Annotated in this window: 24 protein-coding genes; 9 read left to right on the forward strand and 15 right to left on the reverse strand. The window is 61.7% G+C overall.

Features of this window, described 5'->3' with window-relative positions; all coding sequences use genetic code 11:
• The first annotated feature begins 60 nt into the window (after positions 1-60).
• A complete protein-coding gene (locus QQL79_RS09695) occupies positions 61-783 on the forward strand; it encodes a helix-turn-helix domain-containing protein (RefSeq protein WP_284390230.1) in 723 nt (240 codons plus the stop codon).
• A gap of 6 nt (positions 784-789) precedes the next feature.
• Here the strand turns inward: QQL79_RS09695 and QQL79_RS09700 are convergent, their stop codons facing one another.
• Positions 790-1,179 carry a DUF6163 family protein gene (locus QQL79_RS09700; protein ID WP_284390232.1) on the reverse strand — a complete coding sequence of 130 codons (390 nt, stop codon included), beginning with the start codon at positions 1,177-1,179 and terminating at the stop codon, positions 790-792.
• Between the two features lie 93 nt (positions 1,180-1,272).
• Between QQL79_RS09700 and hemB the strand changes: the two genes are divergently transcribed.
• From hemB to QQL79_RS09720, 4 genes are all read left to right on the forward strand, one after another.
• Positions 1,273-2,286 (forward strand): porphobilinogen synthase, encoded by a 1,014-nt coding sequence (gene hemB / locus QQL79_RS09705; protein ID WP_284390234.1) that lies wholly within the window; start codon positions 1,273-1,275, stop codon positions 2,284-2,286.
• A gap of 206 nt (positions 2,287-2,492) precedes the next feature.
• Positions 2,493-3,011: an RDD family protein gene (locus QQL79_RS09710; RefSeq protein WP_284390236.1), complete on the forward strand. Its 519-nt coding sequence runs from the start codon at positions 2,493-2,495 to the stop codon at positions 3,009-3,011.
• A gap of 59 nt (positions 3,012-3,070) precedes the next feature.
• Positions 3,071-3,799, forward strand: a complete 729-nt coding sequence (locus QQL79_RS09715; RefSeq protein WP_284390238.1) for an arginyltransferase — start codon at positions 3,071-3,073, stop codon at positions 3,797-3,799.
• Between the two features lie 144 nt (positions 3,800-3,943).
• Positions 3,944-4,933: an endonuclease/exonuclease/phosphatase family protein gene (locus tag QQL79_RS09720; protein ID WP_284390240.1), complete on the forward strand. Its 990-nt coding sequence runs from the start codon at positions 3,944-3,946 to the stop codon at positions 4,931-4,933.
• Positions 4,934-5,047: 114 nt separating this feature from the next.
• On the opposite strand, the gene parC is transcribed toward QQL79_RS09720, so the two are convergent.
• The 9 genes from parC to rpoZ all read right to left on the reverse strand — a co-directional run bounded on the left by parC (position 5,048) and on the right by rpoZ (position 15,227).
• The gene (parC, locus tag QQL79_RS09725; RefSeq protein WP_284390241.1) at positions 5,048-7,348 is read right to left on the reverse strand and encodes a DNA topoisomerase IV subunit A; all 2,301 of its coding nucleotides are present in this window, start codon (positions 7,346-7,348) and stop codon (positions 5,048-5,050) included.
• A gap of 704 nt (positions 7,349-8,052) precedes the next feature.
• A complete protein-coding gene (recO, locus tag QQL79_RS09730) occupies positions 8,053-8,766 on the reverse strand; it encodes a DNA repair protein RecO (protein WP_284390243.1) in 714 nt (237 codons plus the stop codon).
• Between the two features lie 202 nt (positions 8,767-8,968).
• Positions 8,969-9,892, reverse strand: a complete 924-nt coding sequence (gene era, locus QQL79_RS09735) for a GTPase Era (RefSeq protein WP_284390245.1) — start codon at positions 9,890-9,892, stop codon at positions 8,969-8,971.
• Positions 9,889-10,596, reverse strand: coding sequence for a ribonuclease III (rnc, locus tag QQL79_RS09740; protein ID WP_284390247.1), 708 nt, complete (start codon positions 10,594-10,596; stop codon positions 9,889-9,891). The genes era and rnc overlap by 4 nt, the downstream gene beginning before the upstream one ends.
• A complete protein-coding gene (gene lepB, locus QQL79_RS09745; RefSeq protein ID WP_284390249.1) occupies positions 10,593-11,417 on the reverse strand; it encodes a signal peptidase I in 825 nt (274 codons plus the stop codon). The genes rnc and lepB overlap by 4 nt, the downstream gene beginning before the upstream one ends.
• Positions 11,418-11,447: 30 nt before the next feature.
• The gene (acpS, locus tag QQL79_RS09750; protein WP_284390251.1) at positions 11,448-11,876 is read right to left on the reverse strand and encodes a holo-ACP synthase; all 429 of its coding nucleotides are present in this window, start codon (positions 11,874-11,876) and stop codon (positions 11,448-11,450) included.
• 13 nt (positions 11,877-11,889) lie between these two features.
• Complete coding sequence (pyrE, locus tag QQL79_RS09755; RefSeq protein WP_284390253.1) at positions 11,890-12,483, reverse strand: orotate phosphoribosyltransferase; 594 nt, start codon at positions 12,481-12,483, stop codon at positions 11,890-11,892.
• Positions 12,476-14,752, reverse strand: coding sequence for a RelA/SpoT family protein (locus QQL79_RS09760; protein ID WP_284390255.1), 2,277 nt, complete (start codon positions 14,750-14,752; stop codon positions 12,476-12,478). The genes pyrE and QQL79_RS09760 overlap by 8 nt, the downstream gene beginning before the upstream one ends.
• 106 nt (positions 14,753-14,858) lie before the next feature.
• Positions 14,859-15,227, reverse strand: coding sequence for a DNA-directed RNA polymerase subunit omega (gene rpoZ, locus QQL79_RS09765; protein ID WP_284390257.1), 369 nt, complete (start codon positions 15,225-15,227; stop codon positions 14,859-14,861).
• A gap of 260 nt (positions 15,228-15,487) precedes the next feature.
• Here rpoZ and QQL79_RS09770 point away from each other — a divergent pair, with 260 nt between their 5' ends.
• A complete protein-coding gene (locus QQL79_RS09770; RefSeq protein WP_284390259.1) occupies positions 15,488-16,069 on the forward strand; it encodes a LabA-like NYN domain-containing protein in 582 nt (193 codons plus the stop codon).
• A gap of 13 nt (positions 16,070-16,082) precedes the next feature.
• On the opposite strand, the gene QQL79_RS09775 is transcribed toward QQL79_RS09770, so the two are convergent.
• Positions 16,083-16,808, reverse strand: coding sequence for a DUF1007 family protein (locus tag QQL79_RS09775; protein ID WP_284390261.1), 726 nt, complete (start codon positions 16,806-16,808; stop codon positions 16,083-16,085).
• Positions 16,809-16,865: 57 nt separating this feature from the next.
• Here QQL79_RS09775 and QQL79_RS09780 point away from each other — a divergent pair, with 57 nt between their 5' ends.
• Positions 16,866-17,570 (forward strand): hypothetical protein, encoded by a 705-nt coding sequence (locus QQL79_RS09780; protein ID WP_284390263.1) that lies wholly within the window; start codon positions 16,866-16,868, stop codon positions 17,568-17,570.
• 12 nt (positions 17,571-17,582) lie between these two features.
• Here the strand turns inward: QQL79_RS09780 and smpB are convergent, their stop codons facing one another.
• Positions 17,583-18,080: an SsrA-binding protein SmpB gene (gene smpB / locus QQL79_RS09785; RefSeq protein ID WP_284390265.1), complete on the reverse strand. Its 498-nt coding sequence runs from the start codon at positions 18,078-18,080 to the stop codon at positions 17,583-17,585.
• A 6-nt stretch (positions 18,081-18,086) separates the two neighbouring features.
• On the reverse strand, positions 18,087-18,962 hold the full coding sequence (gene dapA / locus QQL79_RS09790; protein ID WP_284390267.1) for a 4-hydroxy-tetrahydrodipicolinate synthase: 876 nt from the start codon (positions 18,960-18,962) through the stop codon (positions 18,087-18,089).
• A 305-nt stretch (positions 18,963-19,267) separates the two neighbouring features.
• Between dapA and QQL79_RS09795 the strand changes: the two genes are divergently transcribed.
• Both QQL79_RS09795 and QQL79_RS09800 read left to right on the forward strand, forming a co-directional pair.
• Positions 19,268-21,232 carry a lytic transglycosylase domain-containing protein gene (locus tag QQL79_RS09795; protein WP_284390269.1) on the forward strand — a complete coding sequence of 655 codons (1,965 nt, stop codon included), beginning with the start codon at positions 19,268-19,270 and terminating at the stop codon, positions 21,230-21,232.
• 52 nt (positions 21,233-21,284) lie between these two features.
• Positions 21,285-22,226 (forward strand): alpha/beta fold hydrolase, encoded by a 942-nt coding sequence (locus QQL79_RS09800; RefSeq protein WP_284390272.1) that lies wholly within the window; start codon positions 21,285-21,287, stop codon positions 22,224-22,226.
• Between the two features lie 97 nt (positions 22,227-22,323).
• On the opposite strand, the gene QQL79_RS09805 is transcribed toward QQL79_RS09800, so the two are convergent.
• Entirely contained in the window at positions 22,324-24,402 is a 2,079-nt protein-coding gene (locus tag QQL79_RS09805; RefSeq protein ID WP_284390274.1) for an OmpA family protein, read from the reverse strand.
• 292 nt (positions 24,403-24,694) lie between these two features.
• Entirely contained in the window at positions 24,695-26,143 is a 1,449-nt protein-coding gene (locus QQL79_RS09810) for a hypothetical protein (RefSeq protein WP_284390276.1), read from the reverse strand.
• Positions 26,144-26,343: the final 200 nt, after the last annotated feature.

Below are 26,343 nucleotides of genomic sequence, written 5' to 3' on the forward strand. Positions count from 1 at the left end.
TTGTAGGTAATGGAATTGCAGCTCGCTTGGCGGTTTTATGCAGCGGCACAGGAGAATGGGATGATCGGCCAGATATTGCGCGATTGGCGCGGCCTGCGGGGGATGAGCCAGATGGAGCTGGCGCTGACGGCGGATGTGTCGTCGCGGCACGTCTCGTTCATGGAATCCGGGAGGGCGAGGCCCAGCGCGGACATGGTGCTGCGACTGGCCGAGGCACTTGCCATGCCGTTGCGGGAGCGCAATGCGATGCTGATCGCCGCCGGCTTTGCGCCGCAATATGGCGAAAGCGATTGGCATAGCGAACAGATGGTGGAGATACGGCGCGCGGCGGGGCTGATCCTTGCTGCGCATGCTCCTCATCCTGCGCTGGTGCTGGATGCCGCGTTCACGGTGCTTGACGCCAATGAGGCGGGGGCGGCGCTGCTGGGTGGTCTTGGCGGCGGCAAGATCAACCTGGTTGACCTGGTATTCGTCCCTGGGCCGTTGCGCGAAAGCATCGTCAACTGGCCGGAGGTGGCAAATTATCTCATGCACCGGATGCGCGAGGGGGTGCGGATGCGGGGACCACAATCGGAGATAGCGCAGGTCTTAAGACGCGCGCGGCAGCAGCCCGGCGTGGAGCAATTGGCGCAGGTTCATGGCGGCGCGGGCACCGTCCTACTGCCGGTGGTCGTCACGATAAATGGTGTTACGACGCGCTGGTTCACCACGGTCACGACTTTCGGCGCACCGCAGGATGCGCTGGCCGAAGAGATCATGATCGAGCAGTTTCACCCGGCCTGAACGGTCTCAGTCGCTGGCGCGGGCGCGGCGCTGACGGACCCGGAGGACGAAGACGGCGAGGATCGCCGCTACCAGCGCCAGCCGCAGGCCGAAGCCGAAAGCGGTCATCTGCACATCGGGATTGCCCGAGAGATAGAGCGCCAGTTCGATCGCCGTGGCGCCGGCGAGCAGAACACCGCCCCAACTGGCCCTAATCCACAGGCCGACGGCAGCAAAAAGGCGGGCGAGGCAAAAAACGGTGAGATAGACAAAGCCGGCTGTGCCCAGCGTCGCCAAGGGACTAACGGCGCCCGCATTGACGCCAAGCAGGCGCGCGGCATCGTTGAGCCCGAGCAAAAGGCTGACAATGGCGATAATGCGGACGAAGATGCCAAGGGCGGGCGCGTTGAAATCCATGCCGGGTTTCTAGCCCCTGCCGATAGATGCGACAAGCCGGAGCTTGGAGCCCTCCCCCGCCTTTGATAGACGAGAGGCAAATAGGAGCAGACGATGGCCGAGTACTGGACCAAGCACGATATGGAATTCCTCGGCGGCCGCCGCTTGCGACGCAGCCGCCGGACCGAGTGGAGCCGGGCCATGGTGCGCGAGACGGTGCTGACGCCGGACGACCTGATCTGGCCGCTTTTCGTCATCGAAGGGCAGAACGAAAAGACCGGGATCAAGACCATGCCAGGGGTGGAGCGGCTGAGCGTCGATCTGTGCGTCGAGGCGGCGCGAGCGGCGCGCGATGCGGGGATTCCGGCGCTGGCGCTGTTTCCCAATACGCCCGATCATCTGCGCAGCGAAAATGCGGCCGAGGCCTATAACCCGGACAATCTGATGTGCCGGGCGCTGAGCGCCATCAAGAGCGCGGTGCCGGAAATCGGGCTGATCGCGGATGTTGCATTGGACGAATATTCAAGCGACGGCCAGGACGGGCTGGTGCGCGACGGGGAAATCCTCAATGACGAGACCATCACCGTCATGGCGCGCTCGGCGCTGGTGCAGTCCAAGGCCGGCGCCGACATTATCGCGCCATCCGACATGATGGACGGGCGCGTGGCAGCGATCCGCGGGGTGCTGGACGGCGAGGGGTTCGACCAGGTCCAGATCATGTCCTACGCGGCCAAATATGCCTCATGCTATTATGGGCCGTTCCGCGAGGCGGTGGGCACGGGCAGCCGGCTGCGGGGCGACAAGCGGACCTATCAGATGGATTTCGCCAATTCCGACGAGGCGTTGCGGGAAATTGCGCAGGACATCGAGGAAGGCGCAGACAGCATCATGGTCAAGCCCGGCCTGCCATATCTCGATATCGTGCGGCGGGCCAAGGACAATTTCAATATTCCGATCTACGCCTACCAGGTGAGCGGGGAATACGCGATGATCGAGTTCGCGGCCGCTGCGGGAGCGCTGGATCGCAAGCGGGCGATCCTTGAGAGCCTTTATGCGTTTAAGCGCGCCGGGGCCAATGGGGTGCTGACCTATTTTGCGCTGGAAGTGGCGCGGGAATTGGGGCGGTAACTCCGAGAAGGCTCGCGCCGGCAAATAACCACCGATTTTGCCCCGGGGCTCGGCACTGAAGTGGTGGCGAGGATAGTGGCCCTCGGGTCAAGCCCGAGGGAGGCGATTGTGGTACGATAGGTCAGCGACGATCCACAGCATCGCCCAAGGCACATTTTAGTGCCCTGCCTCTTGTACCCTGCCCGATGCATGACAATGTTTCGTGCATGAGCCAGACACAAACTGCCCGCCCCCTGTTGCCCGACCCGGAAACCGCGCCCGAGCTGTTCGATGGCGTGCTGACGCGCCGCGTCTGGGCCTTTCTCATCGACCTGACGATCATGGGCATGCTTATGATGGTCTTTGGCGTGGTCGGTTTCATCGCCGGATTTCTGACATTTGGGCTGGCTTGGCTGGCGCTGCTGTTTCTCGTGCCGGCGACGGTGCTGGTCTATTATGGCGCCACGCTGGGCTCGCATAGCCGGGCGACGCTGGGCATGCGGATGATGGATCTGGTGCTGACGCCGACGCGCGGGCAGCCGCTCGATGGCTGGATGGCGATCATCCATGCCGCCGTGTTCTGGATCACGGTGGGGATTTGCTGGCCGGTTTCGCTGCTGTTCGCGCTGTTCACGCCGCGGCGGCAAATGATCCATGACTTGATTACCGGCACGCTGATGGTGCGCCGCTCGCCGATGATCCGGCATTGGCAGGCCTATGACAGCCGGAGCCAAGGGGCTTATTGAGGCGTTGCCTGGGGTAGAGCAGAGGTTTACACTCCTCTGATTGCACCCAAGGGTCATGGATGACCGACCACACGCCTGAAACCACTCAGTTGTTTTTGACAGCCGCGATGCCGTGCCCCTATTTGCCGGGCAAGCAGGAGCGCAAGCTGTTCACGCACCTGACCGGGCGGCGGGCTTCGAGCCTGCATCATCTGTTGAGCGAAAACGGCTTCCGGCGCAGCCAGAACCTAATTTATCGGCCGGCCTGCGAGGGCTGCAATGCCTGCCAATCGGTGCGGATCGTTGCCGGGGCGTTCGAGGCCTCTTCGCGCTTCCGCCGGGTGCTGCGCAACAATGCCGACCTGTCGGTCGATGTGCGACCGACAACGGCGACCAGCGAACAATATGACCTGTTCAAGCGCTATCTGGAGTCGCGCCATGCCGGTGGCGGCATGAACCAGATGAGCTTTGTCGACTATGAGTATATGGTCGAGGATACGCCGGTGCAGTCCGTGCTGGTGGAATATAGACTGCGCGACCATCCGGCCCACCCCCTGGTCGCGGTAGCGCTGACAGATGTGATGCCGGACGGGCTATCCATGGTCTATAGTTTTTATGACCCGGACCTGGCGCATCGGAGCTTGGGGACTTTCCTCATTCTCGATCATATCGCGCAGGTCCGCTCGGCGGGGCTGAGCTATGTGTATCTGGGCTATTGGGTGAAAGATTCCCCGAAAATGGCCTATAAGGCGCAATACCGGCCGCTGGAAGTGCAGCGCGGCACGCTGGGCTGGTGCCCGCTGGAGTAGGTTTCGCCCTCCCGCCATTCATCAAGTAGATTTGAGAGCCACGGTCTGCGCCAAAAGGGCTGCGCTGGGTTTGACCTGCGCCTTGTTTGAGCCATAAGGCTGGGCGAGACGGCGGAATTGCTGTCGCTTGCTTCCGGATCGCTTATGTCATTGCTGTTTTTCCTGGTCCGGCTGGGGCTGCTGCTGGGCGCCCTGGGCGCCGCCACATGGTCAATATTGGCGCTGTTCGGTTTTGCCGTGCCCGTATTCGACCTGCTCAACCATGCGCAAATCCTGCTGCTGCCGGCGACGCTGATCGGGCTGTTTCTGGTGACCGTGCTGTTACGCGGAAACTGGCGCAGCGCGGCGATGATTTATGTCTTTGTAGGCGTGGCGGCCTCGGCCAATGTCATGGTGCCCGAATTCATCGCCTCGACCCAGGCGCGGCCGGCAGCGCCCGCAACGGGCGTGGTGCGGATGATGACGCATAATCTTTTCGGCATGAATTATGAGATGGAAAAGGTCACCGCGGCAATTTTCGCCGAGGACCTCGATATCATCGTGCTCCAGGAGTATTTCGGCGAACAAGCGAGCGAACTGCATCCACTGCTGGCCGCACGCTATCCCTATTATGCGCGGTGCCGGGGCGGGAAGCGGGCCAATCTGGGGCTCTATTCGCGTATTCCGTTCGAGCAGGTGGAGGATGGCGCCTGCCCGGACAACGCCTATGTGACCGAGCGGACGGCGCATATCCTGGCCAAATTCCATACGCCGGACGGCAAGAGTTTTTCGGTTGTTACGACGCATATGGACTGGCCCATTCCGATGCAGCGGCAACAGGACCAGCTCGGCAGGCTATCGGCCGTGCTGGACACGATCGAGGGGCCGATGATCCTGGCGGGGGATTTCAATTCGACGCCATGGTCTTATGCGCTGCGCAATTTCGTCAGCCGGAACGGGCTGGTGCGGGAAACGGTGAACCTGCTGACCTATCCGCTGAGCTGGTTTTATCTCGGAGCCTGGCGGGACACCCTGCCCTTTTTGCCACTCGACCATGTGATGACGCGAGGCGGGATCGTGGTGCATGACCTGCATGCCGGGCGGCCCACGGCGAGCGATCACCTGCCGGTGGTGTTCAGCTTTTCGGTGGAATGATGGGCTCCTTTCTATGGCTCTGGCATAGGATGACGCAGAACCCCTCACCCTGTCATTTCTGCTGAACGCAGAAATGCCGTCCCTCTCCCTCAAGGGGAGAGGGGAGCATTGTGATCACCCCACGAACCTGTTGTTGCGCGGGAAGCCATTTGGGGGCTGGCGGCCGGCGGCGGCGCGGTCGCCGAGCCAGTCGGTGAGCTCTTCCATGGGCTTGGTGAAGGTGCGGCCGGAACTGTCCATCCAGGTGAGGCCATCGGCGGCATAGAAGGTCTTGAGGTCGGAAATGCCGCCATCCTTGTAGCGCTGCAGGCGCACGCCCTTGCCGCGGCCCATTTCGGCCAATTGCGCCACGGGGAAAACCAGGAGTTTGCGGTTTTGTCCGATGACGGCGACGCGATCGCCCACCATGGGTACGAGCAGGCGGGCTTCGTCGGGTGTGGTGACGTTGAGGATCTGCTTGCCCTTGCGAGTATTGGCGATCATGTCGTCTTCGGCAACGATAAATCCGTAACCGGCAGATGACGCGATGACGCGTTTCTGACCGGGCCGGTGGACGAAGAGGCTGACGATGTCCTGCCCCTCTTCCATATCGACCATGATGCGCACGGGCTCGCCCTGGCCGCGGCCGCCGGGGAGCTTGTCGCCCCCCAGGGTATAGACCTTGCCGCCCGTGGTCAGCATGAGCAGCTTGTCGGTGGTTTCGGCCTTGATGGAGAGCTTCAGCCGGTCACCGGTTTTGAAACCCTTTTCGTCGATCTCGTCGGTATGGCCCCTGAGCGCACGAATCCAGCCTTTCTCGGAGAGGATGACGGTGATCGGCTCGCGCTCGATCAGCGCGGTGGTGACTTCGGCGTGGTCGGCATCGGGCGCGTCGCTGAAAAGGGACCGGCGAGCGCCCAGCGCATGGGGCGTGGTGCCATCGGCCTCGAAGAGCGGATAGGCCTTTTTGAGCGCTTCGACCTGCTTGGCGATCTCGCCCCATTGCCGCTTGTCGGAGGAGAGCAGGCTTTCGAGCCGGCCTTTTTCTTCGGTGAGCTTGGTATGCTCCTCGCGCAGCTCCATTTCCTCGAGCTTGCGCAAGGACCGCAAGCGCATGTTGAGAATGGCTTCGGCCTGATTGTCGGTGAGCGAGAACGTAGCGATCAGGGAGGCCTTGGCGTCGTCTTCCTCGCGGATGATGCGGATCACCTCGTCGAGATTGAGATAGGCGACGATATAGCCTTCGAGCACTTCGAGGCGGTTGGCGATCTGCTCGAGGCGATGTTCGCTGCGGCGGACCAGCACGATCTTGCGGTGGTCGAGCCAGGCCTTGAGCGCATCGGCCAGGCTCATGACGCGGGGCAGCGTGCCCTTGTCGAGCACGTTGAGATTGAGCGGGAAACGCTGTTCGAGATCGGAGAGTTTGTAGAGCTGCTCCATCAGGATGACCGGATCGACCGTGCCGGCGCGCGGTTCGAGCACGAGGCGGATATCGTCGGCGCTTTCGTCGCGCACGTCCTTAAGCAAAGGCAGGCGCTTGGCGAGCAACAATTCGGCGATCTTTTCGACTAGCCGGGACTTTTGCACGCCATAGGGAATCTGGGTGACGACGATCTGATAGACGCCCCTGCCCTTTTCCTCCTTTTCCCAGACAGCGCGAACGCGGAAAGCACCGCGGCCGGTTTCGTAAGCGTTGACGATGCTGGCGCGAGCATCGACCAGGTGTCCGCCAGTGGGGAAATCGGGGCCGCGCACCAGATCATCGCTGGAGGGCGGCGCGCCCAAATCCTGATGAATCAGTTCTTCGGTGGTCGCAGTTGGATTGTAGATGAGCTTGAGGGCGGCATTGCACAGCTCGAGCACGTTGTGCGGGGGCACGGAGGTCGCCATGCCCACGGCAATGCCCATCGAGCCATTGGCCAACAGGTTCGGGAAATTGGACGGCAGGACGGCCGGCTCTTCGTCTTCCCCGTCATAGGTGGGTTTGAAATCGATGGCATTTTCGGTGATGCCTTCGAGCAGGCGCGTGGCCACGTCCGTCATGCGGGATTCGGTATATCGCATGGCAGCGGCGCTATCGCCGTCGATATTGCCGAAATTGCCCTGGCCATCGACCAGCGGGTAGCGCATGGCAAAATCCTGCGCCAGGCGCACCAGGGCGTCATAGATCGACTGATCGCCATGGGGGTGGAACTTACCGATCACGTCGCCGACGATACGGGCGGATTTCTTGTAGCCCTGATTGGGATCGAGCTTGAGCAGGCGCATGGCATGGATGATGCGGCGATGGACGGGCTTGAGGCCGTCCCGCGCATCGGGCAGCGCACGCTGGGTAATGGTCGAGAGCGCGTAGGACAGATACCGCTCTTCGAGCGCCTGCCGCAAATCGACGACGCGCTGGTCATCGGCGGGCGGGAGGGTATCAGCGTCGGACATAGGCACAGTTTCCGGGAGAACGAATCAGGAAACGATTATAGCTGGCGGGCGAGCAAAGTCGCAGATTTGCTGGGGTTTTTGCACGGGTTATGGGCGAGCGGGTGCGCCGCTTGTGCAGCGGTTGCCGGATAGACGGACGGACCCCGAGACGGCTTTCGCCTCGTAGTGGTAAAAAGTGAGACGAGAACCGCCTCGGGGCGCCGGGCCTTGATCGGAAGGCGGCATCGCGACCCCAGCAGGTGACCGTAGTCATCCTGCCCGCTGATCCGTCCGCTCATCCCGGAGCGAGGCGCGACCCCCACTCCCCCGGCTGTCACCAGGACGCCGGTCGCTGCAGCGCCGTCCGTGTTCCAGATGATGGGGGGATGATGCCACGGGATTTTAAGAGGGGGATAAGGGGGATAGATTGGGGCTCTCGTTACCCCCTCCTAGCCTCCCCCTGATAGGGGGAGGGATGGCGCCACTCTTGGAATGAGATCGAGTGACAATCACAAGACGGTCCTCCCCCTATCAGGGGGAGGTTAGGAGGGGGTTCTGTGGCCTCAACAAACTCAATGCTGGTGGAGAATACAGAACCCCCACCCTCGATCCCTCCCCGCGAGGGGGAGGGTGACGACTGAGATATTGGGGATTAGGCGGCATGGATGAGCGGAGACGCTGACGAGCAGTATTTTGTGCATGTCGATTCAGCCTACCACTTTGGCTTAGTCGTCGTGGTCGCGCGAGAGCAGGCCGATGAGGATGTCGCGGGTCGGAGATGGGGCGAGGTCGCGGGGGCCCCAGACGTGGTCTTGCAGGAAATGGCCGGTGAGGCGGAAGGCGGCGGCGACGTCGGAGGGGGCGGCGTTGCCGCGATTGGCGAGGAAGCTGGGCAGCGGCAGCAGGCGATCGAGATAGGGCTGGGCGGCGGCACGGGAGACAGCGCGGCCGGATTTGGGGGAGACGTGGGTGAGGTCGGCACTTGTGCCGGTGACGGCGCAGGTGGTGAGATCGAGGCCGTAGCCGAGGTCGTCGAGGATGGCGAGCTCGAAGCGAGCGAGCGCGGCCCCGTCGGGGGCGTGATCGAGCAGGTTGAGGGCCATGCCGAGCAGGCGATCATGCGGGTCGCGCTCGGGCAGCAGGCGCAGATGATCGCAGATCAACTGGCTCATGTAGAGGCGGGCGCGGTCATCTATGAGCTGGGCGGCGCGAGCCTGGAGCAATTCGACGGTGAACTGGCCGAGCTGGTCTTCGAGGCGGGCGCGCCAGGTGAGCTGGATGGTGTTGCCGGGTTGCAGGACTGCGGCGAGGCGCCGGCTGCGGCCGCCGCGCACCAGGCCCAGATGCCGGCCACGACCGGCCACCATGGCTTCGGCAATGACGCTGCTCTCGCCGTGGCGGCGCACACCGATCAGCAGGGCTTCGCCGGTCCATTCCATCTTTCTTCCCTTCCTTCTCCCCTTGAGGGAGAAGGTGCCCGAAGGTCCCCGAATTCGCGTTTGCGAATTCGGTCGGGATGAGGGGTTCTGTGCCATCAGCGGCATGGAAGCATGGGATGGCGCAGAACCCCTCACCCTGTCATTTCTGCTGAACGCAGAAATGCCGTCCCTCTCCCTCAAGGGGAGAGGGGAAGAAGGGCGGCTAGCCCTTGCCGTGGGGGTATTCGAGCCCCATTTCGCGGTAGCGTTCGGGGTCGTCACCCCATTTTTCGCGGACTTTGACGAAGAGGAAGAGGTGGATTGGCACCTCGTACATCTCCATCAGTTCCTTGCGGGATTCGGCGCCGATGGCCTTGATGGTCTGGCCGCCGGCGCCGAGGACGATTTTCTTGTGGCTGTCGCGGGTGACGTAGACGACCTGGTCGATCTTGTAGGAGCCGTCCTTCTGGATCTTGAAGCTCTCGGTTTCGACCGTGCAGTTATAGGGAATCTCGTCATGGACGCGCAGGAACAGCTTTTCGCGCGTGATCTCGGCGGCGGTGATGGCCATGGTGAGATCGGTCAGGTGATCTTCGGGGAAGTGCCAGGGACCAGGCGGGATGTGCTTGACGCACCAATCCATGAAGTCCTGCACGCCATAGCCCTTGAGGGCCGAGATCATGAAAGTGGCCTCAAAGCGCAGCTTTTCGTTGAGGGTCTGCGACAGGGCCAGCAGGGCCTCGTTCTTGATGGTGTCGATCTTGTTCAGGATCAGGATTTTGGGGTGGTTGATATTGGCCAGCCCTTCAATCAGCGATTCAAGATCGGGGGTTATCCCCCTTTCGGCATCAACGATAAAGGCGACCAGATCGGCATCCCCTGCCCCGCCCCAGGCGCTTTCGACCATGGCGCGGTCGAGCCGACGCTTGGGCGCGAAAATGCCGGGCGTGTCGATGAAAACGAGCTGGGCCTTATCGAGCGTCACCACGCCACGGACCTGGCTGCGCGTGGTCTGAGCCTTGTGGGTGACGATGGAGACCTTGGTGCCAACCAGAGAATTGAGCAGGGTCGATTTGCCCGCATTGGGGGCGCCGACAAGGGCGATGAAGCCACAGGATGTGTCGGTGAGTTCGGGGAGTGTGGTCATACAGGCTCCTTCCAGACTTTCTGGTGGATGAGGAACAGCTCGGCAGCCTTGTGTTCGGCAATCTTCTTGGAAGGGCCGGTGGCGCTCAGCGTTTCATAATCACCCAGAGAGACGGAGATGGTGAATTGGGGGGCGTGGTCGGGACCGGTGCGTTCGGTCTGGATATAGGTGGGCGGCTCGAGGCCACGGGCCTGCGCCCATTCCTGGAGCGTAGTCTTGGCATCGGCCTTGTTGGCGGAACCATCGACCAAAAATTCCTCGAACATGCGCTCGACGAATTCGTAGGCCTTTTCGAGGCCGCCATCGCAATAGATGGCGCCGATGACCGCTTCGGTGACGTCGCCCAGAATGGCATCCTTCTCGGCGCCGCCGGTACGCGCTTCACTGTCGCCCAGGTTCATTTCGCGGCCCAGATCGAGCTGGCGGGCGATGATGGCGCAGGTTTCCTTGCGCACCAGGGTATTGAGGGTGCGGCTCAGCTCGCCCTCATTGGCCTTGGGATAGCGGCGATAAAGCATGTCGGCCACGGCAAGGCCCAGGACACGATCACCGAGGAATTCGAGGCGCTGATAGGAGCGCTCAATGCGTTTGGCAGGCGAAATGGCGCTGGAATGGGTCAGCGCGCGGTCGAGCAAATCCGGATCGGCAAAGCGGTAGCCTAGCCGGAACTGGAGCTTTTCATGACTACGCGCGCCTCGACTCACGGTGCAGCCGTGGTGTCGTACGGCTGATCGCTGGAGACGGACTGGAACATCCGATCCCACCGCACATTGGCTGGCCACTGCCAGATCTGCCAGGGTGGCAGATTGTCCTTGATGGAGAAGAAGCGGGCTTCGGCCTTGGCGATCAGGTTGACGGCAGGAACATAGCCGACCTGGCTCAGCACGCGGCTATCGGCGGAGCGGTCGCGATTGTCGCCCATCATGAAATAATGGCCGGCGGGAACGACATATTCCTGGGTATTGTCGAGCGAGGCGTTGTCGGAAATTTCCTGGATGATGTGGGTAGTGCCCTCGGGGAAAGTCTCGCGATAGACAGTGACCTCGCGGGTATCGCCTTCGCTATCGGTGTCTTGGGCCGTGCCGAGCTTTTCGCGTTCGACCATGGTGCCGTTAATGTAGAGCCGGCCTTCCTTCATCTGGATGCGATCGCCCGGCAGGCCGACGACGCGCTTGATATATTCGATATTCTGCGGCACCGGACGGAACACGGCGACGTCACCACGATTGGGCTCGCGGCCAAAGATGCGGTTGGAGATCGGCAGCTCGAAATCGAGCAGGCTGAAATCGCCGTAGCGGCCCAGCGAGAAGGAATGCTTGCCATAGCCCCAGACGAATTTGTTGGCGACGAAATAGTCGCCGATCATCAGCGTCTGCTGCATTGAGGCCGTGGGGATGGAAAAGGGCTGATAGAGAAAAGAGCGCAGCACAATGGCGATCAGCAGCGCCTCGACGACGACCACAATGGTTTCCCACCATTCGCTGGCGGCGGATTTCTTGGTGGTTTTGTCGGCGGGCTGGCTCATGGACTTCCCCGGAAATGCGGTGCCGAAGCGTTAGGCGTTTGTTTCCACCGGGTCAACGGAGTTGGCCGGCAGCGCCTCGATAATGACGAAGGCTTGAGCAAGCCCGGCGTCATCGGTGATGGTGAGGTGGATGTGGGGAACATGTCCGGGCGGGACAAGACGGGCCAATGCCTTGGCCGCCCCATTGGTCAAATGCATGGTCGGTTTGCCCGATGGCAGGTTCACCACGCCCATGTCGCGCCAATAAACGCCGAAACTAAGGCCAGTACCCAGGGCCTTGGAGCAGGCCTCCTTGGCGGCGAAACGCTTGGCGTAGGACGCGGCGCGCATGGCGCGGCGATCAGACTTACGGCGCTCGATCTCGGTGAAGCAGCGATGGGTGAAGCGCTCGCCGTATTTTTCCAGAGTCTGCGCAACGCGGTGGATTTGAATAAGGTCCGAGCCCAGGCCGATGATCATTTTTTTGGCCTACTCACTTCACCCCCTGAATGCCGCGGCTGCCGGGTTTTACGGCGGGGAGCGCGGCGAGCTCGGGGGGGAGTTGGTCGGCGGGGTAAGCGGGGACTTTGAAATCGATGAGCTTGACCAGCGGCACGCCGACATCGGCTTCCCCGCCGGAGCGGTCGATGAGGCAGGCAGCGGCAATGACATTGGCGCCGATATTGCGCAGGGCCTCGACGCATTCGCGGATGGAGAGGCCCGTGGAGACGATGTCTTCGACCACGATGACCTTGTCATCCGGGGCGATTTCGAAGCCGCGGCGCAGCTCGAACTTGCCTTCGACGCGCTCGGTATAGAGGGCGGGCAGGTTCATGTGGCGGGCCGTTTCGTAGCCGGGGATGATGCCGCCAATGGCGGGCGAAACGATCTTGGTGGCAGAGCCGAAGCCTTCGGCATGGATCTTGGCGGCCAGTGCCTTGCAGAGCTTTTCGGTCTGGTGCGGATATTGGAAGACGCGAGCCTTTTGCAGGAAGATGGGTGAACGCAAGCCCGAGGACAGGATGAAATGGCCCTCGAGCATGGCGCCACATTCGCGGAAGATCGCCAGCACTTCATCCTTAGTCATCGTCATTTCTCCGGTCGACACTACCGTCCCATTCCAGCGTCGAAATCATGCTGGCTTCCCGCATGCCCGCGCGCTGGACGGAGGAAAGGCCCGGGCTGCGCTTGAGCGTTGCCAGAACATCGGTCAGTTGCGCAAGGTCGCGCACTTCGATTTCGAAGATCATCTGGTGAAAATCGGGCGAAATCATCCGCATGACCAGATTGTTGATATTGGCATCGCAGGCCGCGATGGCCGAGGAAATCTGCGCCAGAGAGCCGGGGCGATTGACCGATTCCATCGAAATGACCGTGGGATAGAGGTCTTCCTTGCCAGATAGATTCCAGCGCACATCGACCCAGGCGACGTCACTGTCATGCAGGTTCATCAGCGCATCGGAATGGATGGGATAGACCAGCATGGGCGCATCGGGCTGGAGAATACCCACGAGCCGATCGCCGGGCACGACCCCCTCCCCCGAAATGGTGACGGGCATATGGAAATCGAGCTGGGCCAAAGCCGCCTTGGCGCGGTGGCCGGAACGCTGGCCGCCCGGCACGCGGAAGCGGAACAGATCGGTGGCGCGCAGGGCGAACCAGCCATCTGCCGTGTCGGCCACGGGCAGATCGAGCTTGCGGCGGCGCTTGCGGAGGCCCTTGATGCGGGCGAGTTCGGCGGCCAGGGGCTCGGAGCCGATCTTGCCCTCGCCCACGGCGATCAGCAGATCGCGCTTGGATGGGGAGCCGAGCGCTTCGGCCAGCGCCTTTGCTTCGCTGTCATCGAGCATGACGCCTTCGCGCTCGAGCATCATCTTGAGGACGTGCTCGCCCAGGGCAAAGGCGCGCTGAGAGGCGGCGTGGCGCACGGCGCGGCGAATGGCGGCGCGGGCCTTGCCGGTTGCGGCAATACCGATCCAGTTGGCGGGCGGGAGGTGGTTCTGGTCGCGGATGATCTCGACTTCGTCGCCGCTGCGCAGCTGGGTGACCAGCGGCAGGATGGCGCCGTTGATCTTGGCGCCGACGCAGGTATCGCCGATATCGGTATGCAGGGCATAGGCGAAATCGATGGGCGTCGCGCCGCGCGGCAGGGCGATGAGGCGCCCGCGCGGAGTGAAGCAGAACACCTGATCCTGGAACAGCTCCAGCTTGGTATATTCGACGAAATCTTCGGTCGAGAGGCCCTGGGTCAGGTGGCCGATGGTCTGTCGGAGCGAGCCATAGGCCTGGGACTCGATCTCGATACGGCCCATATCGGCCGAGGCGCCATCCTTGTAGAGGGCGTGGGCCGCGATGCCGAATTCGGCGATGCGGTCCATTTCCTCGGTGCGGATTTGCAGCTCCGCACGCTGGCGGCCGGGGCCGACAATGGTGGTGTGAATGGATTGGTAGTCGTTGTGCTTGGGGACCGAAATATAGTCCTTGAAGCGTCCGGGCACGACCTTCCACTTGGTATGGACAACGCCCACCGTGTGGTAGCACTCCTCGATGGAGTTCACGATGACGCGGAAGCCGATCATGTCGGAGAGCTGTTCCAGCGCAATCGACTTGCGCTCGATCTTGGAGAAAATCGAATAAGGCGATTTGACGCGCGCCTTGACGCGGGCGGCAATGCCTTCGGCGGCCAGGCGCTCGCTCAGCTCAGTGGAAATGGTCGAAATCGTCTCGCGATATTCGGCCTGCATCTCGTTGAGACGCTCGGTAATGGCGTTGTAGTGCTCGGGCTGGAGAATCTTGAAGGAGATGTCTTCCAGCTCATTGCGCATATCCTGCATACCCATGCGGCCGGCGAGCGGGGCATAGATATCCATGGTCTCCTGGGCAATACGGGTGCGCTTTTCGGGCGGCATGTATTGCAGGGTGCGCATATTGTGCAGGCGATCGGCGAGCTTCACCAGGAGGACGCGAACATCCTGGCTGATGGCGAGCAGGAGCTTGCGCAGGTTTTCGGCCTGGGCTTCCTCGCGTGACACGAGATTGAGCCGCTCGATCTTGGTGAGGCCATCGACAATGGCGCCGATTTCCGAGCCGAAGAGCTGGTCGATCTCGGCGCGGGTGGCGTCGGTATCCTCGATCGTGTCGTGCAGCAGGCCCACGGCGATGGAGGCATCGTCGAGCTTGAGCTCGGTCAGGATAGCGGCGACTTCAAGCGGGTGATTGAAATAGGGATCGCCGGACGCGCGTTTTTGCGAGCCATGCTTCTGCATGGCATAGACATAGGCCTTGTTCAAAAGCTGCTCATCGGCGTTCGGGTTGTAGGCCTGAACGCGCTCGACGAGCTCATACTGACGCATCATGACTGTAGTCGCCTCACCCGCATGGGGAGCTTAGCGGTTGTAATGAAAATGAAAAGGGCGCCCGGTGATCCGAACGCCCTCTCCTATACGATAGCTTGAAGCCAGATCAATCGTCGCGACGTTCCGGCGGCGCCAGGCTTTCGATGCCGCGCAGCAATTCTTCTTCACTGATGGTGTCGAAATTGATCGAGTCGTCGTCGCCATTGCTCTCGATAAGCGGGGCAGCATGCTGCTCGGGCTCGTCGACCTCGACATATTTCTGCAGCGAATGGATCAGGTCTTCACGCAGGTCTTCCGGCGAAATGGCGCCGTCGCCGATTTCACGCAGGGCAACGACCGGATTCTTGTCGTTATCGCGGGCTACGGTGATCTGAGCGCCGGAGGAAATCATGCGCGCACGATGCGCAGCCATGAGGACGAGATCGAAGCGGTTCTCGATCTTTTCAATGCAGTCTTCAACGGTGACGCGGGCCACGAACGTCTCCAAAACTTATGGAATGAACGCCTCCCATACACGAGAGGTTATCAGGATACAAGGTTTGCACGCGCTTGTGCGTGGGCAGAGTGCCGATGCCAGTGGCGCAAGCGTGACCGCAGAATGCTTGCATGGGCGTGGTGAAACATGCGAAAGCAGTTCAAAGATAAGTTTGGCCGCGGAATTTAATTAACATCTTTTTGCCCCCAAGACGGGCGCTACTGATTTTCGCAGCTTGCTGCCGGGTACAGGAGTTCATCATGCCCATTGATCCGCGCGAGAAGATCGTATTGTTCATCGACGGCGCAAATCTCTATGCAACATCCAAAGCCGTCGGCGTGGATATAGACTATCGGCGGCTCCTAGCCGAATTCAGCTCCAAGGCCTATTTACTGCGCGCCAATTACTATACCGCGCTGGTCGAGGATCAGGAATATTCCTCAATCCGCCCGTTGATAGATTGGCTGGACTATAACGGCTTTACGGTGGTGACCAAGCCGGCCAAGGAATTCACCGATGCCGCCGGCCGCCGCAAGATCAAGGGTAATATGGACATCGAGCTCTGCGTCGACGCGCTGGAGCTGGCCCCCTATTACGACCACATGGTTCTGTTCTCAGGCGATGGCGACTTCACCGCGCTGGTGGCGGCGCTGCAACGCAAGGGCAAGCGGGTGACGGTGGTTTCGACCCTGACTACCTCTACCCCGATGATCTCGGATGACTTGCGGCGTCAGGCCGACTTCTTCCTCGACGTTGCCGAGCTGGCCAAGACCGTTGGGCGCCCGCCTAGCACGCGACCTGCGGTGACGCCGGTAGTAGAGGCACCGGCCGAAGAAGAGTAGCGCGCTGCGTGGACTAGTGCGCCGGCCGGCCAAATGGCAGGCCCACCGGAACCCGGTCAAAATCGGTATTTGGCGGTGCGTTCTCATCGCATCGAACGACTATGGCGCCCTGCATGCCGCGCAAGACAGCAGCGAGTTCGGGCGGCAGCTTGGTTACCTGCGCGGGAAGCGCATTGAGCTGATCGACGAGCTCGGATGGCAGCTCCTTGGGCGGCCGCAGACTGGCACTGCAGCCGGTAGGAGCATTTATCAGGGTCACCGCCGCGATGTCGTCGAGCCCGAGCGCGATATAGTATTCCGGATCGTAGATGGCGATTTCGAGTTCGTTGCCGATGCGGTAGGGCCGCGTGGGGTTGACGCTGAAGTTCAGAACCACCCGCCCTCCGGTATAGGACATCCGGCTGTCCGGCCCAGGCGCGAAGGAGAGATCGTGAGCCCCCTCCCCGGCAAAGGTGTAGAACTCGTGCTGGGTCAGATCCTGCATGCTGGCACGCGTCAGCGACGACAGTTCGTCACTACTGAAAGCGCCGTCGCCATTTGTGTCGAGGCCCTGAATCTGCCAGGCGGAAAACGCCCTGTCGAAGGACCAGTGGTGTTCGATGGCTGCCACATTGCCGGCATTATCGAATGTAACAGCGACTTCAGCGTCCACAAAGATATGCGGATGCGCCCGGGCCCAACTTGTCGTGACCAGCAGTGCCGCCAAGGCGAGACCCGATGAAAGGGCATGAAAACGCAACAGTTCTGCCCTAGATAGATTTTCGGGGTTGGTTGATTTTAGCGAGAGCCGCCGACATTGCAAAGACTGCTCCATTTTCGCCGCAGCATAGCCGCCCTGCTCGGGGCACTTTTGCTGGTGCCAGCATCAGGCGCCGGAACGATTGCCGCAGAGCTGGCGGTGACGATAAACCAGCTCCCCATATCGGTGCCGATCGTTGACTATCTGGTGTTGGATTTTGACGTCGGCGGGCAAATCGTGCCGATGGGATTCAACGCCGATCCCGAAATAAGCAAACGCCGCGAGAGCTTTTTTGAGAAGAATCCGGGCGTCTTGCCGGTGGTTCAACTCCGGTACCTGTTCTACCTGGCCGCGGAAGAGTGCAGCGGCGATACGTTTCTGATCCGGGCCTGCGAGAGCCGCCGGGGCAGTGACCCAGCACAGATTGTGCAGATGGTGCTTCGATCGGGCAGTGTTGCCGGGGTGGGAACGCAGATGCTGCGCCCTGCCGGTCTTTCCGCTGCCGATACGGAGGGAGAGATCCAGACTTATGATCAACCGGGCTGGACCTATGTCGAAACGCTCCATGCCGGGAGCCGCCTGGCTGCCAGTTGCTCGCCGACCAGCGAGCCGGGCTGGGCGCTGGACTGCCGCCACAGCGCCTCACTGGCCAATGGCATTTTCTACCAGGTGGATTTCCTGTTGAAGGACGATACGCCAAGCGACGTCGCCGAAATCTTACGGGCAAGCCATGCGGCAGCGGAGGCGCTGACGTCTCCGTAGGACCGCGAGCGTTCAGCCCCGCCCGCCTTCCTTCATGATACGGGATTTGTCGCGATTCCAGTCGCGATTGCGCTCGGTTTCGCGCTTGTCATAGTTCTTCTTGCCCTTGCCTAGGCCGATCAGCAGCTTGGCGCGGCCCTGGTCGTTGAAGAAGAGCTTGAGCGGCACGATGGTATTGCCGGCGCGGGAGACTTCGCTGTCGAGGCGGGCCAATTGCTTGCGCGACACCAGGAGCTTCCGCGGACGCTTTTCTTCGTGATTGAAGCGGTTGGCCTGCAGATATTCGGGGATGTGGGCATTGATCAGCCAAAGCTCGCCCTTTTCGGGGGAAGCGTAGGATTCGGTGATCTGCGCCTTGCCCAGGCGCAACGATTTGACCTCGGTGCCGCTGAGCACGATGCCCGCCTCGAGGGTGTCGATGATTTCGTAGTCGTAACGCGCGCGACGGTTTTCAGCCACGAGGCCGTGGCTGATCACACCGTTCTTGGATTTGTCGTTCTTGCTGGCCATAAAAGCTTAGATAAGACCTGCATGCGCCAATGCAAAGTCCACCGCCTCTTCGGTTGCCTTGGAAACGGGGACAAGAGGCAAGCGCAGCTCATTGGCGCAAAGGTTGAGCCGGTTGGCGGCATATTTGACTGCGGTGGGATTGGGCTCGAGGAAGAGATTCTTGTGCAGGAGAGCCAGCTTGTCCTGAATGGCGAGTGCCCCCTTGAAGTCACCGGCCAGCGACAGTTCCTGCATCTGGGCACAGAGGCGCGGCGCCACATTGGAGGTGACCGAGATGCAACCATGGCCGCCATGGGCATTGAAGCCGAGGGCGGTCATGTCTTCGCCCGAAAGCAGGATGAAATCGGGACCGAGTTTGACCCGCTGCAGGCTGGCGCGGCCCATATCGGCGGTCGCGTCCTTCACGCCGATGATATTATCATGCGCCTCTGCAAGGCGCGCGATGGTGTCGACGGTAAGATCAACCACGGTGCGGCCCGGCACGCTATAGAGAATGACCGGAATGCCCACGGCGCTGGCCACGGCCGAGAAATGCTGAAACAAGCCTTCCTGGTTGGGTCGGTTGTAATAGGGCACAACGGAGAGTACCGCGTCGGCGCCGGTTTCTTCGGCAAAACGGGCCAGCGAAACAGCTTCAGCCGTGGAATTGGAGCCGGCGCCCGCAATCACCGGGACGCGCTTATTGGCGACCTCGACACAGATCTCCACCACCCGACGGTGTTCCTCGTGGCTGACAGTGGGGCTTTCGCCCGTGGTGCCGACAGGAACCAGGCCGTGCGTGCCCTCGGCAATCTGCCAATCCACAAAGCTCGAGAAGGCTTTCTCATCCACGGCCCCATTGACGAAGGGGGTGATGAGTGCCGTAATCGATCCTCTGAGCATTTGCCTGGTATTCCTCGGTTTGATGGATGCCACAGTTCGGCCGTGGCGGGGTGTCATAGCCGCATGGTGACGGCTGATTTGAGTGGCGCACCATAGTTTTTATTGGATGTCATCACAAGGCGGCAGCGACATGACCTGCATCGGCGCGGCAACTTCATGTTTACCCAAGCAAGGGTAACCTCGGGTTAACCGCAGGGATGGGGGTTCCTGCCGGACGATTGAGTGTTGCAGCAGGACGGCAGATGAGACACGGCTTTCGAGCGGGCCTCATTGCAGCGGCGCTGGGTGTTCTGAGTACAGCCCCCGTGACCGATGTAATCGTGGCTAATGACATCGTCGACCCGGTGGTAACCGGCTCGATCGGTGATGGAGCCGTCGCGCCTGCAGCCGACACCAGGGGGTCGGCAGCCTTTCGCGCAGCGCTCGATCTGTTGGGCGAAGATGATCCGGCTGGCGCATACCAGGCGGCGCGGGCCTTGCCCGATGCCGTGGAGCGGCGGGTAGTGCAATGGGCGGCGATCTATTTCAATCCCGGCAAGATCGACTATCACACAGTCCAGCGCTTTGCGGCCGACGCGCCCGACTTTGCCTCCAGCGCCATTTATCGTACGCGGATTGAACAGGCGCTGATCAAGGCGGAACCAGGCGATAGCGACGTCATAGCGGCACTGGGCGGAGCCACACCCAATACGATCGACGCCCAGGTGATGCTTGCATCCGCCTATCTGGCGGAGGGGCAGAAAGAGCGGGCGGCCCACATCGCCCGGAGCATCTGGGTCGACAATTTCCTGACCGAAGAGCAGGAAAAGGTGGTGCTGGACAAGCTCGGGACCCTGCTTGATCGCGATGCGCATTGGGCGCGGGCGATGCATCTGATGATGCACGATCGCGCGCGGGGCAGCGAGCGCTTGCTGGGCTTTCTGAGCGATGCGCAAAAATCGCTGGTGGTGGCGCGGGCAGCAGTGTCACGCAACGATGCGGATGCCAAAAAGCAGCTCGACAGTGTCGACCCATCAATGCAGTCCAACCCGGTCTTCATATTTTCGCGGGCGCAGCGGGCGCGGCAGTTCGAGCTGTGGCAGAGCGCCGTCGACTGGCTCAACAAGGCGCCGGCCGAGCTGCCCGATGCGGCCGAGTGGTGGTATGAGCGGCGCACGCTGGTCCGCCAATTGCTCAATATGGGGCAGCCCAAACTCGCCTATCAAGCGGCCGCTGGCTACACCAAAGGCCCGGATGGCCGCGTGGTCGAGGCGCAGTTTCATGCCGGCTGGATTGCCTTGTCGTTCCTTAACGACCCTTCGGCGGCCAAGGCGCATTTCACCGCGCAGAAGGCCCTGGCAACGCTGCCAGACACGATTACGCAGGCCAATTACTGGCTGGCGCGGGCCAATCAAAAGCTGGGTGACGAGGCGGCGGCAAAGGCTGCGTACGAAACCGCGGCGCGCTATGGCACGGTTTACTATGGGCAATTGGCGCGGGCGGAGCTGGGGCATAAGGGGGTCGACATGCGCCCCCTGCCCGGCTGGCAGGACAGCGAAAGCCTGTTCAACAGCAACCAAATCGTGCGCGCCATTCGTCTTTTGGCGGCAAATGGCAAGCAGAGCTTGGCCGTTCCGCTGTTGCAGCACTATGGCGAGGGCCTCAAGAGCGGCGGCGAGCTGCTGCTGGCGGCGCGGCTGGCGCAGGAGATCGGGGCTCATAATGTGGCCATCTCGATCGCCGAGACGGCAGACAAACTGGGTATTCCGCTCGACCTGTTCAGCTTTCCCAAGGATGGACTGCCCGGTGACGCGCAGCTGGCCGCGGACCGGGCGGCCGTCTATGCCATTGCCCGGCAGGAATCGCGGTTCCAAATCGACGCGATCTCGTCGGCGGGAGCACGCGGGCTGATGCAGCTCATGCCGGGAACGGCCAAGGAAGTGGCCGGCAAGGTGGGGGTCGATTATTCGCCCAGCCGGCTGGTGAGCGACGCCGCCTATAATGCTTTGCTGGGCTCGACTTATCTGGGCACGCAGCTCGAGCGCTATGATGGCTCGCTGGTACTGGCGGCAGCGGCCTATAATGCGGGGCCGGGCAATGCCAATAAGTGGATTGCCGCCTATGGCGATCCACGGGCCGACAATGTCGATCCGGTGATCTGGGTTGAACTGATCCCGTTCCAGGAGACGCGGAAATATGTTCAGCGGGTGCTGGGCAATTATCTGGTCTATCGCGAGCGGCTGGGGGATGGCGGGCTAACGCTGCAGCAGGCGCTGCGGACAATCCGGTGACAGGCGCCGATTTCGCTTGAGACCACTGCCCACCCTTCCCTAAATGATGGCCATGGCCCCCAGACGCACAATTCCCGACGACCATCCCGCTTTCGCGCCGCTGCCGGTAACCCGGATCAGCCTGCCGGCGGGACATTTGCGAGCGGCCGTTCACGTTTCCGGTCGGCTCTCGGGCCGGCGGCTGCCGGTGGTGTGCATCCCCGGTTACCAGCGCAATATGAGCGACTTCACTGAATTCGCCGCCTATTTTCAACGCATGGGCGGGGGCAATTGGCCCGTCGTACTGCTGGACCTGCCGGGTCGCGGGCGCTCGGACGACCGCGCGAAGGCGGAACATTATGGATCGCTGGCCGATGCGCGGGATGTCGCCGCCCTGCTGCCGGCACTAGGCATCGAACAGGCGGTGATCCTGGGGCAAGGCCATGGCGGACAGGTGGCGATGGCCCTGGCCATGGACCATCCGCTGCTGGTCGCCGGTACAGTATTGCTGGACTCCGGGCCGGTGGCGGATTCGCGCGGCATTGTGCGACTGCGAAACAATATTCAGCACGTGGAAAGCCTGCGCGGCAGCAAGTTCGTTACCGCCGGATTCCGCCGGATGCTGGGCGGGGATTATCCGGGGTTGCCCGAGGCGAGGCTCGATGCGCTGATGGGGCGCAGCCATATGATCGACCGGCGCGGCAGGGCACGGCCGCTTTATGATCCGCGGCTCATCGATGCGCTGGGCAACATCAATTTCGACGACGTGCTCATTGCGCAGTGGCCACTTTTCGACGCGCTGAGCTGTGCGCCGCTCATGCTGCTGCGCACCCAGCTGACCGATCAATTGCGCCGCGAGACCTTTGACGAGATGCGCCGCCGCCGCCCGGACGCCGTTGCGCTCACCATTGCCGGGCAAGGCTCCCCGGCTCTTTTCGATCAGCGCGAGGAGATTGAGGCGGTGGCGGAATTCGTCATACGCACCAGCAAGGCAGCGTTGGGACGAGCCGCCTAGGCGCAATCGGCATTCAGTTTCCTGACCCGGCCGAGGGCCTCGCCCCTTGCCCTCCCCCAGAGGGGAGGGAAGTCTGCTTTTTCGCCTATCGCTCAGCCTAGAAGTGCTCGTCGAGCACTGTCACCACGATGCGCCGATTGAGACGTTTGCCGGCGGGGGTTTCGTTATCGGCGATGGGGCTGGATTCGCCGTAGCCCAGGGCATAGAGCCGGGCCGGATTGACGCCGCGGGTGACCAGGGCATCGATAACGGCCTCGGCCCGGGCCACGGACAGGGCGAGATTGGACGCCTCGTCACCATCGGCATCGGTATGGCCTTCGATGTGAACGACGGCATCGGGGCAGGCCGCCAGATCAACGGCCAATTCATCGAGCGCGGGTTCGGACTCGGCAGTGATAACGGCCGCGCCCGATTGGTAGAGAATGGCATTGCGGGCGGAGAAATCAGCCAGGGTGGTGGCGCAGTTGGCGAAGCCGGGTGGTGGCGTGGAGGGAGCCGCAGCGACAGCCGGAGGCGCAACGGGTTCGGGGACCGCTACCGTGACCGTCCATTCGGCGGGAATGCCCGCTGCAGCGACGGCCGCTTTGATGGCATCGCCGGTGACGCTGTCGGGCGCTGTGCCGGACAGGACCCAGACGCCAGCCGCATATTTCAAGCTTCCATCACTCAACCGCGCCAATTGCTGCAGGCCAAGCTTAGCATTGGCGACAAAATCGGCGGGAGCGCCCGGCGCCACGGAAAGCGCATCGATGGAGCTATCCGCCTGGTTCGCGAGCGTCTGTAGATCCGCATCGGTGGGAACCTGCCCGCCCAGAACGGTTCGGCCCTCGGCACGGGTGGCAGAAAAAGTATAGGCCGGATCGATAGTTGCGGGCTGAGGTTCAGGATTGGTGGTAGTTTCGGCTTCGACAACGTTAGGTGCCGGCTCCGCAAGGGCAAGGGCCCATCGATCAGCGGGCGTCGTGGCCGTGGCCAGAGCCTGAGCAACGATATCGCCGCCATTGCTGTCACGCGCCCGCCCCTCGATGCGCCATGCCGTTCCGTCGAACATGGCGCTACCTTCACTCAAGGCCGCCAGCGCGTCGACGGCCGCGACGGCGTCTTCGACAAAGCCGGCGGGCGCGGCGGGGTCGAGTTCCGTACGGTCCACGGCGTTGTCCCCTGCCCGCACAGCGAGGAACCGCTTGAGGGCATCAGTGGGCACCAATCCAGTCAGGGTGATGGTTCCGTCGGCGGCTTTCTGGGCGGACCAGAGATAAGGCGCCGGTGGCGGCGCAGCCAGGGGCTCGCCAATGGCCATGGACCAGCCGGCCGCCGCCAATTGCCGCGTGGCAAATTCCGTTTCGATGGCGGCCTTGTCGGCAGCGGAACTTGCGGTGCCCGTGAGGGTCCAGGCGGCGCCGGAGAGACTGACTTTGCCTTCCGTCATGTGCTGCAACAGGGCCAAGCCTGTTTGGGCCGAGCCACCAAAGCCATTTGGGGCGCCGGAAGCATAGGTCATGCCGGTGCGTGCCGCTGATCCCGCCTTGGCCAGCAAGGCGGCCTCGTCATCGGGGCTGGGTACCGCGCCTGACAGCAGAATCGTGCCATCGGCGGACTTGGTCGCCATCCAGGCAAAGTCGGCGGCATATGGCGGAGCAATCTCGCTCTGGGCGAGAACGAGGCCTTGCGGCACCCGGGTGGAAAGATCGTTGCGCAGTGCCTGATATTCGGCGCTGCTGCGCGCTATGCCACTGATGGTCATGACATTTTGGCGCAGCGCGAAGCGCCCTTCGTCGAGGCGAGCGAGAACCGAAAGGCCAAAATCCACCGCCGGGCGGTAGTGCTGGGGCGCGCCGCTTCCCAGTTTGAGCCAGGAAATATCCGCGCCCTGAAACTGCCGCAGGGCCTGACGTGTGGCATCGTCTGGCACATAACCGTCAAAAACGATGACGCCGCCCGGCTGTAGCGTGGCGCTCATCCAATAATCAGTAATCCGGGGCGCATCGAGGGTGATGATGCTGCCGCCGGGCTGGGCTTGGGCCAACAGCATTGTCGAGGCGGGCGCATTTCGAGGGCTCCCCTGCCCTGCGAGCGCATCTTTGGCGATGGCGTTTGGGCCGGCGAAACAAATGGCCGTCGCCGCCAGAGCCATGGTCAGCCCTGACGCATGCCATTTGAAGAAATTTTTGGTCATGCCAATTCCAAGAAGACGTCCGCAATTGCTGTCCAAACTAGAATATTTCCATCGGCATTTGGAATGAAAATGCACGCGCTAAGCCATTGGTTTCAAAGGCGGAAGCGTGAGCGACAGCAGCGCCTGGATCGTTGATGCCGGTCATACACCGAATCGCTGTTGGGAGGGGCCGGACGAAACGGAGGTTCCAGATTTCGCGGACTGACTTTGCGGGAGGATTGCTACGTCGCTGTTGAAAAAAGAAAGGCCCGGCGGAGCCGGGCCTTTCCCAATCCATAAGAAGGATCGACGATTAGTCGAAGGTCTTCTCGGCAGTGAACGACACCTTGTAGGCGCTTTCGGTGGTCACTTCGCCCTTCAGGCTCGAAGTGAAGCCGCCGCCAGGAGCCCACTTCAGACCCAGAGCACCGTAGCCAACGCTGTCGGTACCAGCGCCCAGACCCCAAGCGTAGTCGTCGGAGTTTTCGACACCAGAACCGAAGTAGCCACCAACTTCACCGGTGACTTCGATGGTTTCGGTGACGGCAGCAACGAGCTGAGCCGCAACCTGAACAACATCACGCTCGCCGGCAGCACCGAAGGCGTCGGAGTGGAACCAGCGGCTGCCGAGGTTGATCTTGATGCCTTCGGTGACAGCAAAGCCAACCGAGCCACCCAGACCGTAGCCTTCACGGCCATAAGCATCAACATATTCACCCGACAGGGCGACGGTGAACATATCGAAGCCGGCTTCTGCCGAGACCAGCGCGTGGAGCTTGGAGTCGTCAAGGAACTCGTTCTGGAGATAACCAAGGGCCGCACGGACCTTGAACTGCTCGAAGGTGCCGGTTGCGCCAGCATGGATGCCGTAGAAATCGGCTTCGCCATCAAGGATACCACCGGTGAAACCGGTCAGGTGCGCTGTGAGGTTTTCGCCAGCATAGCTAACAACGCCAACGAGAGTGCCGGCGAGCTGCGTCGGAGTGGTGACCGCGTCGGTAACACCGTCACCGTCGAGATCATAAGACACGCCCCAGCTGCCGTCGAGATTTTCAAGGCCAACACCAACCGACACGCCGTTGCCGAGATCGGAAACGACCTGGATGACGTGACCGCCAAAGCCGTCTTCGTCGCCTTCAAGCAGGATGCCGTTGTCAACTTCGTTGTAGCCAAAGGTACGCAGGAAGTTGAAGGGCTGCGAGTCGCCAAAGTTACCAATGGTGCTCTTCTTACCGGCCATCAGGACGGTCGTGTCGCCAACCGAAACGTAGGCTTCGTCGATCAGCTTGCTAGCGTCTTCGTTCAGGTTGTCGCCGTGCGCAACGACAGCACCTTCGTTCCGAACGTCATAGCGATCATTGAGCTGCAACTTCAACACAGCCTTGGCGGTACCGAAATCACTGTCGGCCGAACCAACAAACTTCAGCCAAGCGGAAGTCTTCGAACGCCAATCCAGCTCACCGCCGGTGACGGGATCGGTGCCAGCGCCGATGATGTTGATCGGGCCACCGTTGCCGAGGATGCTGTCGGTCAGACCAACAACGCCGAGGGTCGGCTCATCCTTGTAGTCGCCCCAGTAGAATTCATACTTCACGCCGCCCGAGATCTGCAGGCAGTTGGTGTCCGACGAGATCGTCAGGCCCGAGATGCCGAGCGAGTCGCAGACGTCCAGCGACGTCAGCACGCCCAGATCGGCTGCATAGCCAGCGGTCGAGAGACCAGCAGCGGCAATAGAACCGAGGATAAGGCTCTTGAGTTTCATTATTTGACCTCCAAAGTCAGTCATTCTTGGTGCCGGTTACCCAGCGTTTGCCGAAACGCGACCACACTATCGTGGTGCAGTGTGTTGCCGTCGCGTTGCGACCGACAAACGATCCCATGCATGGATTCGCAAGACCCACTCTACGCATGCAAATTTCCGACGCAATCGAACAAAGCCGGTTTTGGGCCCGCCACAATATG

This window comes from Devosia yakushimensis, assembly GCF_030159855.1.
In the GTDB taxonomy this organism is placed as follows: Bacteria; Pseudomonadota; Alphaproteobacteria; order Rhizobiales; family Devosiaceae; genus Devosia; species Devosia yakushimensis.

Bases quoted from the DNA above. Each gene is read 5' to 3' on its own strand.
- QQL79_RS09800 (WP_284390272.1), top strand. From the start codon at position 21,285: ATGGCCCCCAGACGCACAATTCCCGACGACCATCCCGCTTTCGCGCCG.
- recO (WP_284390243.1), bottom strand. From the start codon at position 8,766: ATGGAATGGACCGGCGAAGCCCTGCTGATCGGTGTGCGCCGCCACGGC.
- QQL79_RS09715 (WP_284390238.1), top strand. From the start codon at position 3,071: ATGACCGACCACACGCCTGAAACCACTCAGTTGTTTTTGACAGCCGCG.
- QQL79_RS09770 (WP_284390259.1), top strand. From the start codon at position 15,488: ATGCCCATTGATCCGCGCGAGAAGATCGTATTGTTCATCGACGGCGCA.
- QQL79_RS09805 (WP_284390274.1), bottom strand. From the start codon at position 24,402: ATGACCAAAAATTTCTTCAAATGGCATGCGTCAGGGCTGACCATGGCT.
- QQL79_RS09710 (WP_284390236.1), top strand. From the start codon at position 2,493: ATGAGCCAGACACAAACTGCCCGCCCCCTGTTGCCCGACCCGGAAACC.
- era (WP_284390245.1), bottom strand. From the start codon at position 9,892: ATGACCACACTCCCCGAACTCACCGACACATCCTGTGGCTTCATCGCC.
- lepB (WP_284390249.1), bottom strand. From the start codon at position 11,417: ATGAGCCAGCCCGCCGACAAAACCACCAAGAAATCCGCCGCCAGCGAA.
- QQL79_RS09695 (WP_284390230.1), top strand. From the start codon at position 61: ATGATCGGCCAGATATTGCGCGATTGGCGCGGCCTGCGGGGGATGAGC.
- acpS (WP_284390251.1), bottom strand. From the start codon at position 11,876: ATGATCATCGGCCTGGGCTCGGACCTTATTCAAATCCACCGCGTTGCG.
- QQL79_RS09720 (WP_284390240.1), top strand. From the start codon at position 3,944: ATGTCATTGCTGTTTTTCCTGGTCCGGCTGGGGCTGCTGCTGGGCGCC.
- dapA (WP_284390267.1), bottom strand. From the start codon at position 18,962: ATGCTCAGAGGATCGATTACGGCACTCATCACCCCCTTCGTCAATGGG.
- QQL79_RS09760 (WP_284390255.1), bottom strand. From the start codon at position 14,752: ATGATGCGTCAGTATGAGCTCGTCGAGCGCGTTCAGGCCTACAACCCG.
- smpB (WP_284390265.1), bottom strand. From the start codon at position 18,080: ATGGCCAGCAAGAACGACAAATCCAAGAACGGTGTGATCAGCCACGGC.
- QQL79_RS09810 (WP_284390276.1), bottom strand. From the start codon at position 26,143: ATGAAACTCAAGAGCCTTATCCTCGGTTCTATTGCCGCTGCTGGTCTC.
- pyrE (WP_284390253.1), bottom strand. From the start codon at position 12,483: ATGACTAAGGATGAAGTGCTGGCGATCTTCCGCGAATGTGGCGCCATG.
- parC (WP_284390241.1), bottom strand. From the start codon at position 7,348: ATGTCCGACGCTGATACCCTCCCGCCCGCCGATGACCAGCGCGTCGTC.
- hemB (WP_284390234.1), top strand. From the start codon at position 1,273: ATGGCCGAGTACTGGACCAAGCACGATATGGAATTCCTCGGCGGCCGC.
- QQL79_RS09700 (WP_284390232.1), bottom strand. From the start codon at position 1,179: ATGGATTTCAACGCGCCCGCCCTTGGCATCTTCGTCCGCATTATCGCC.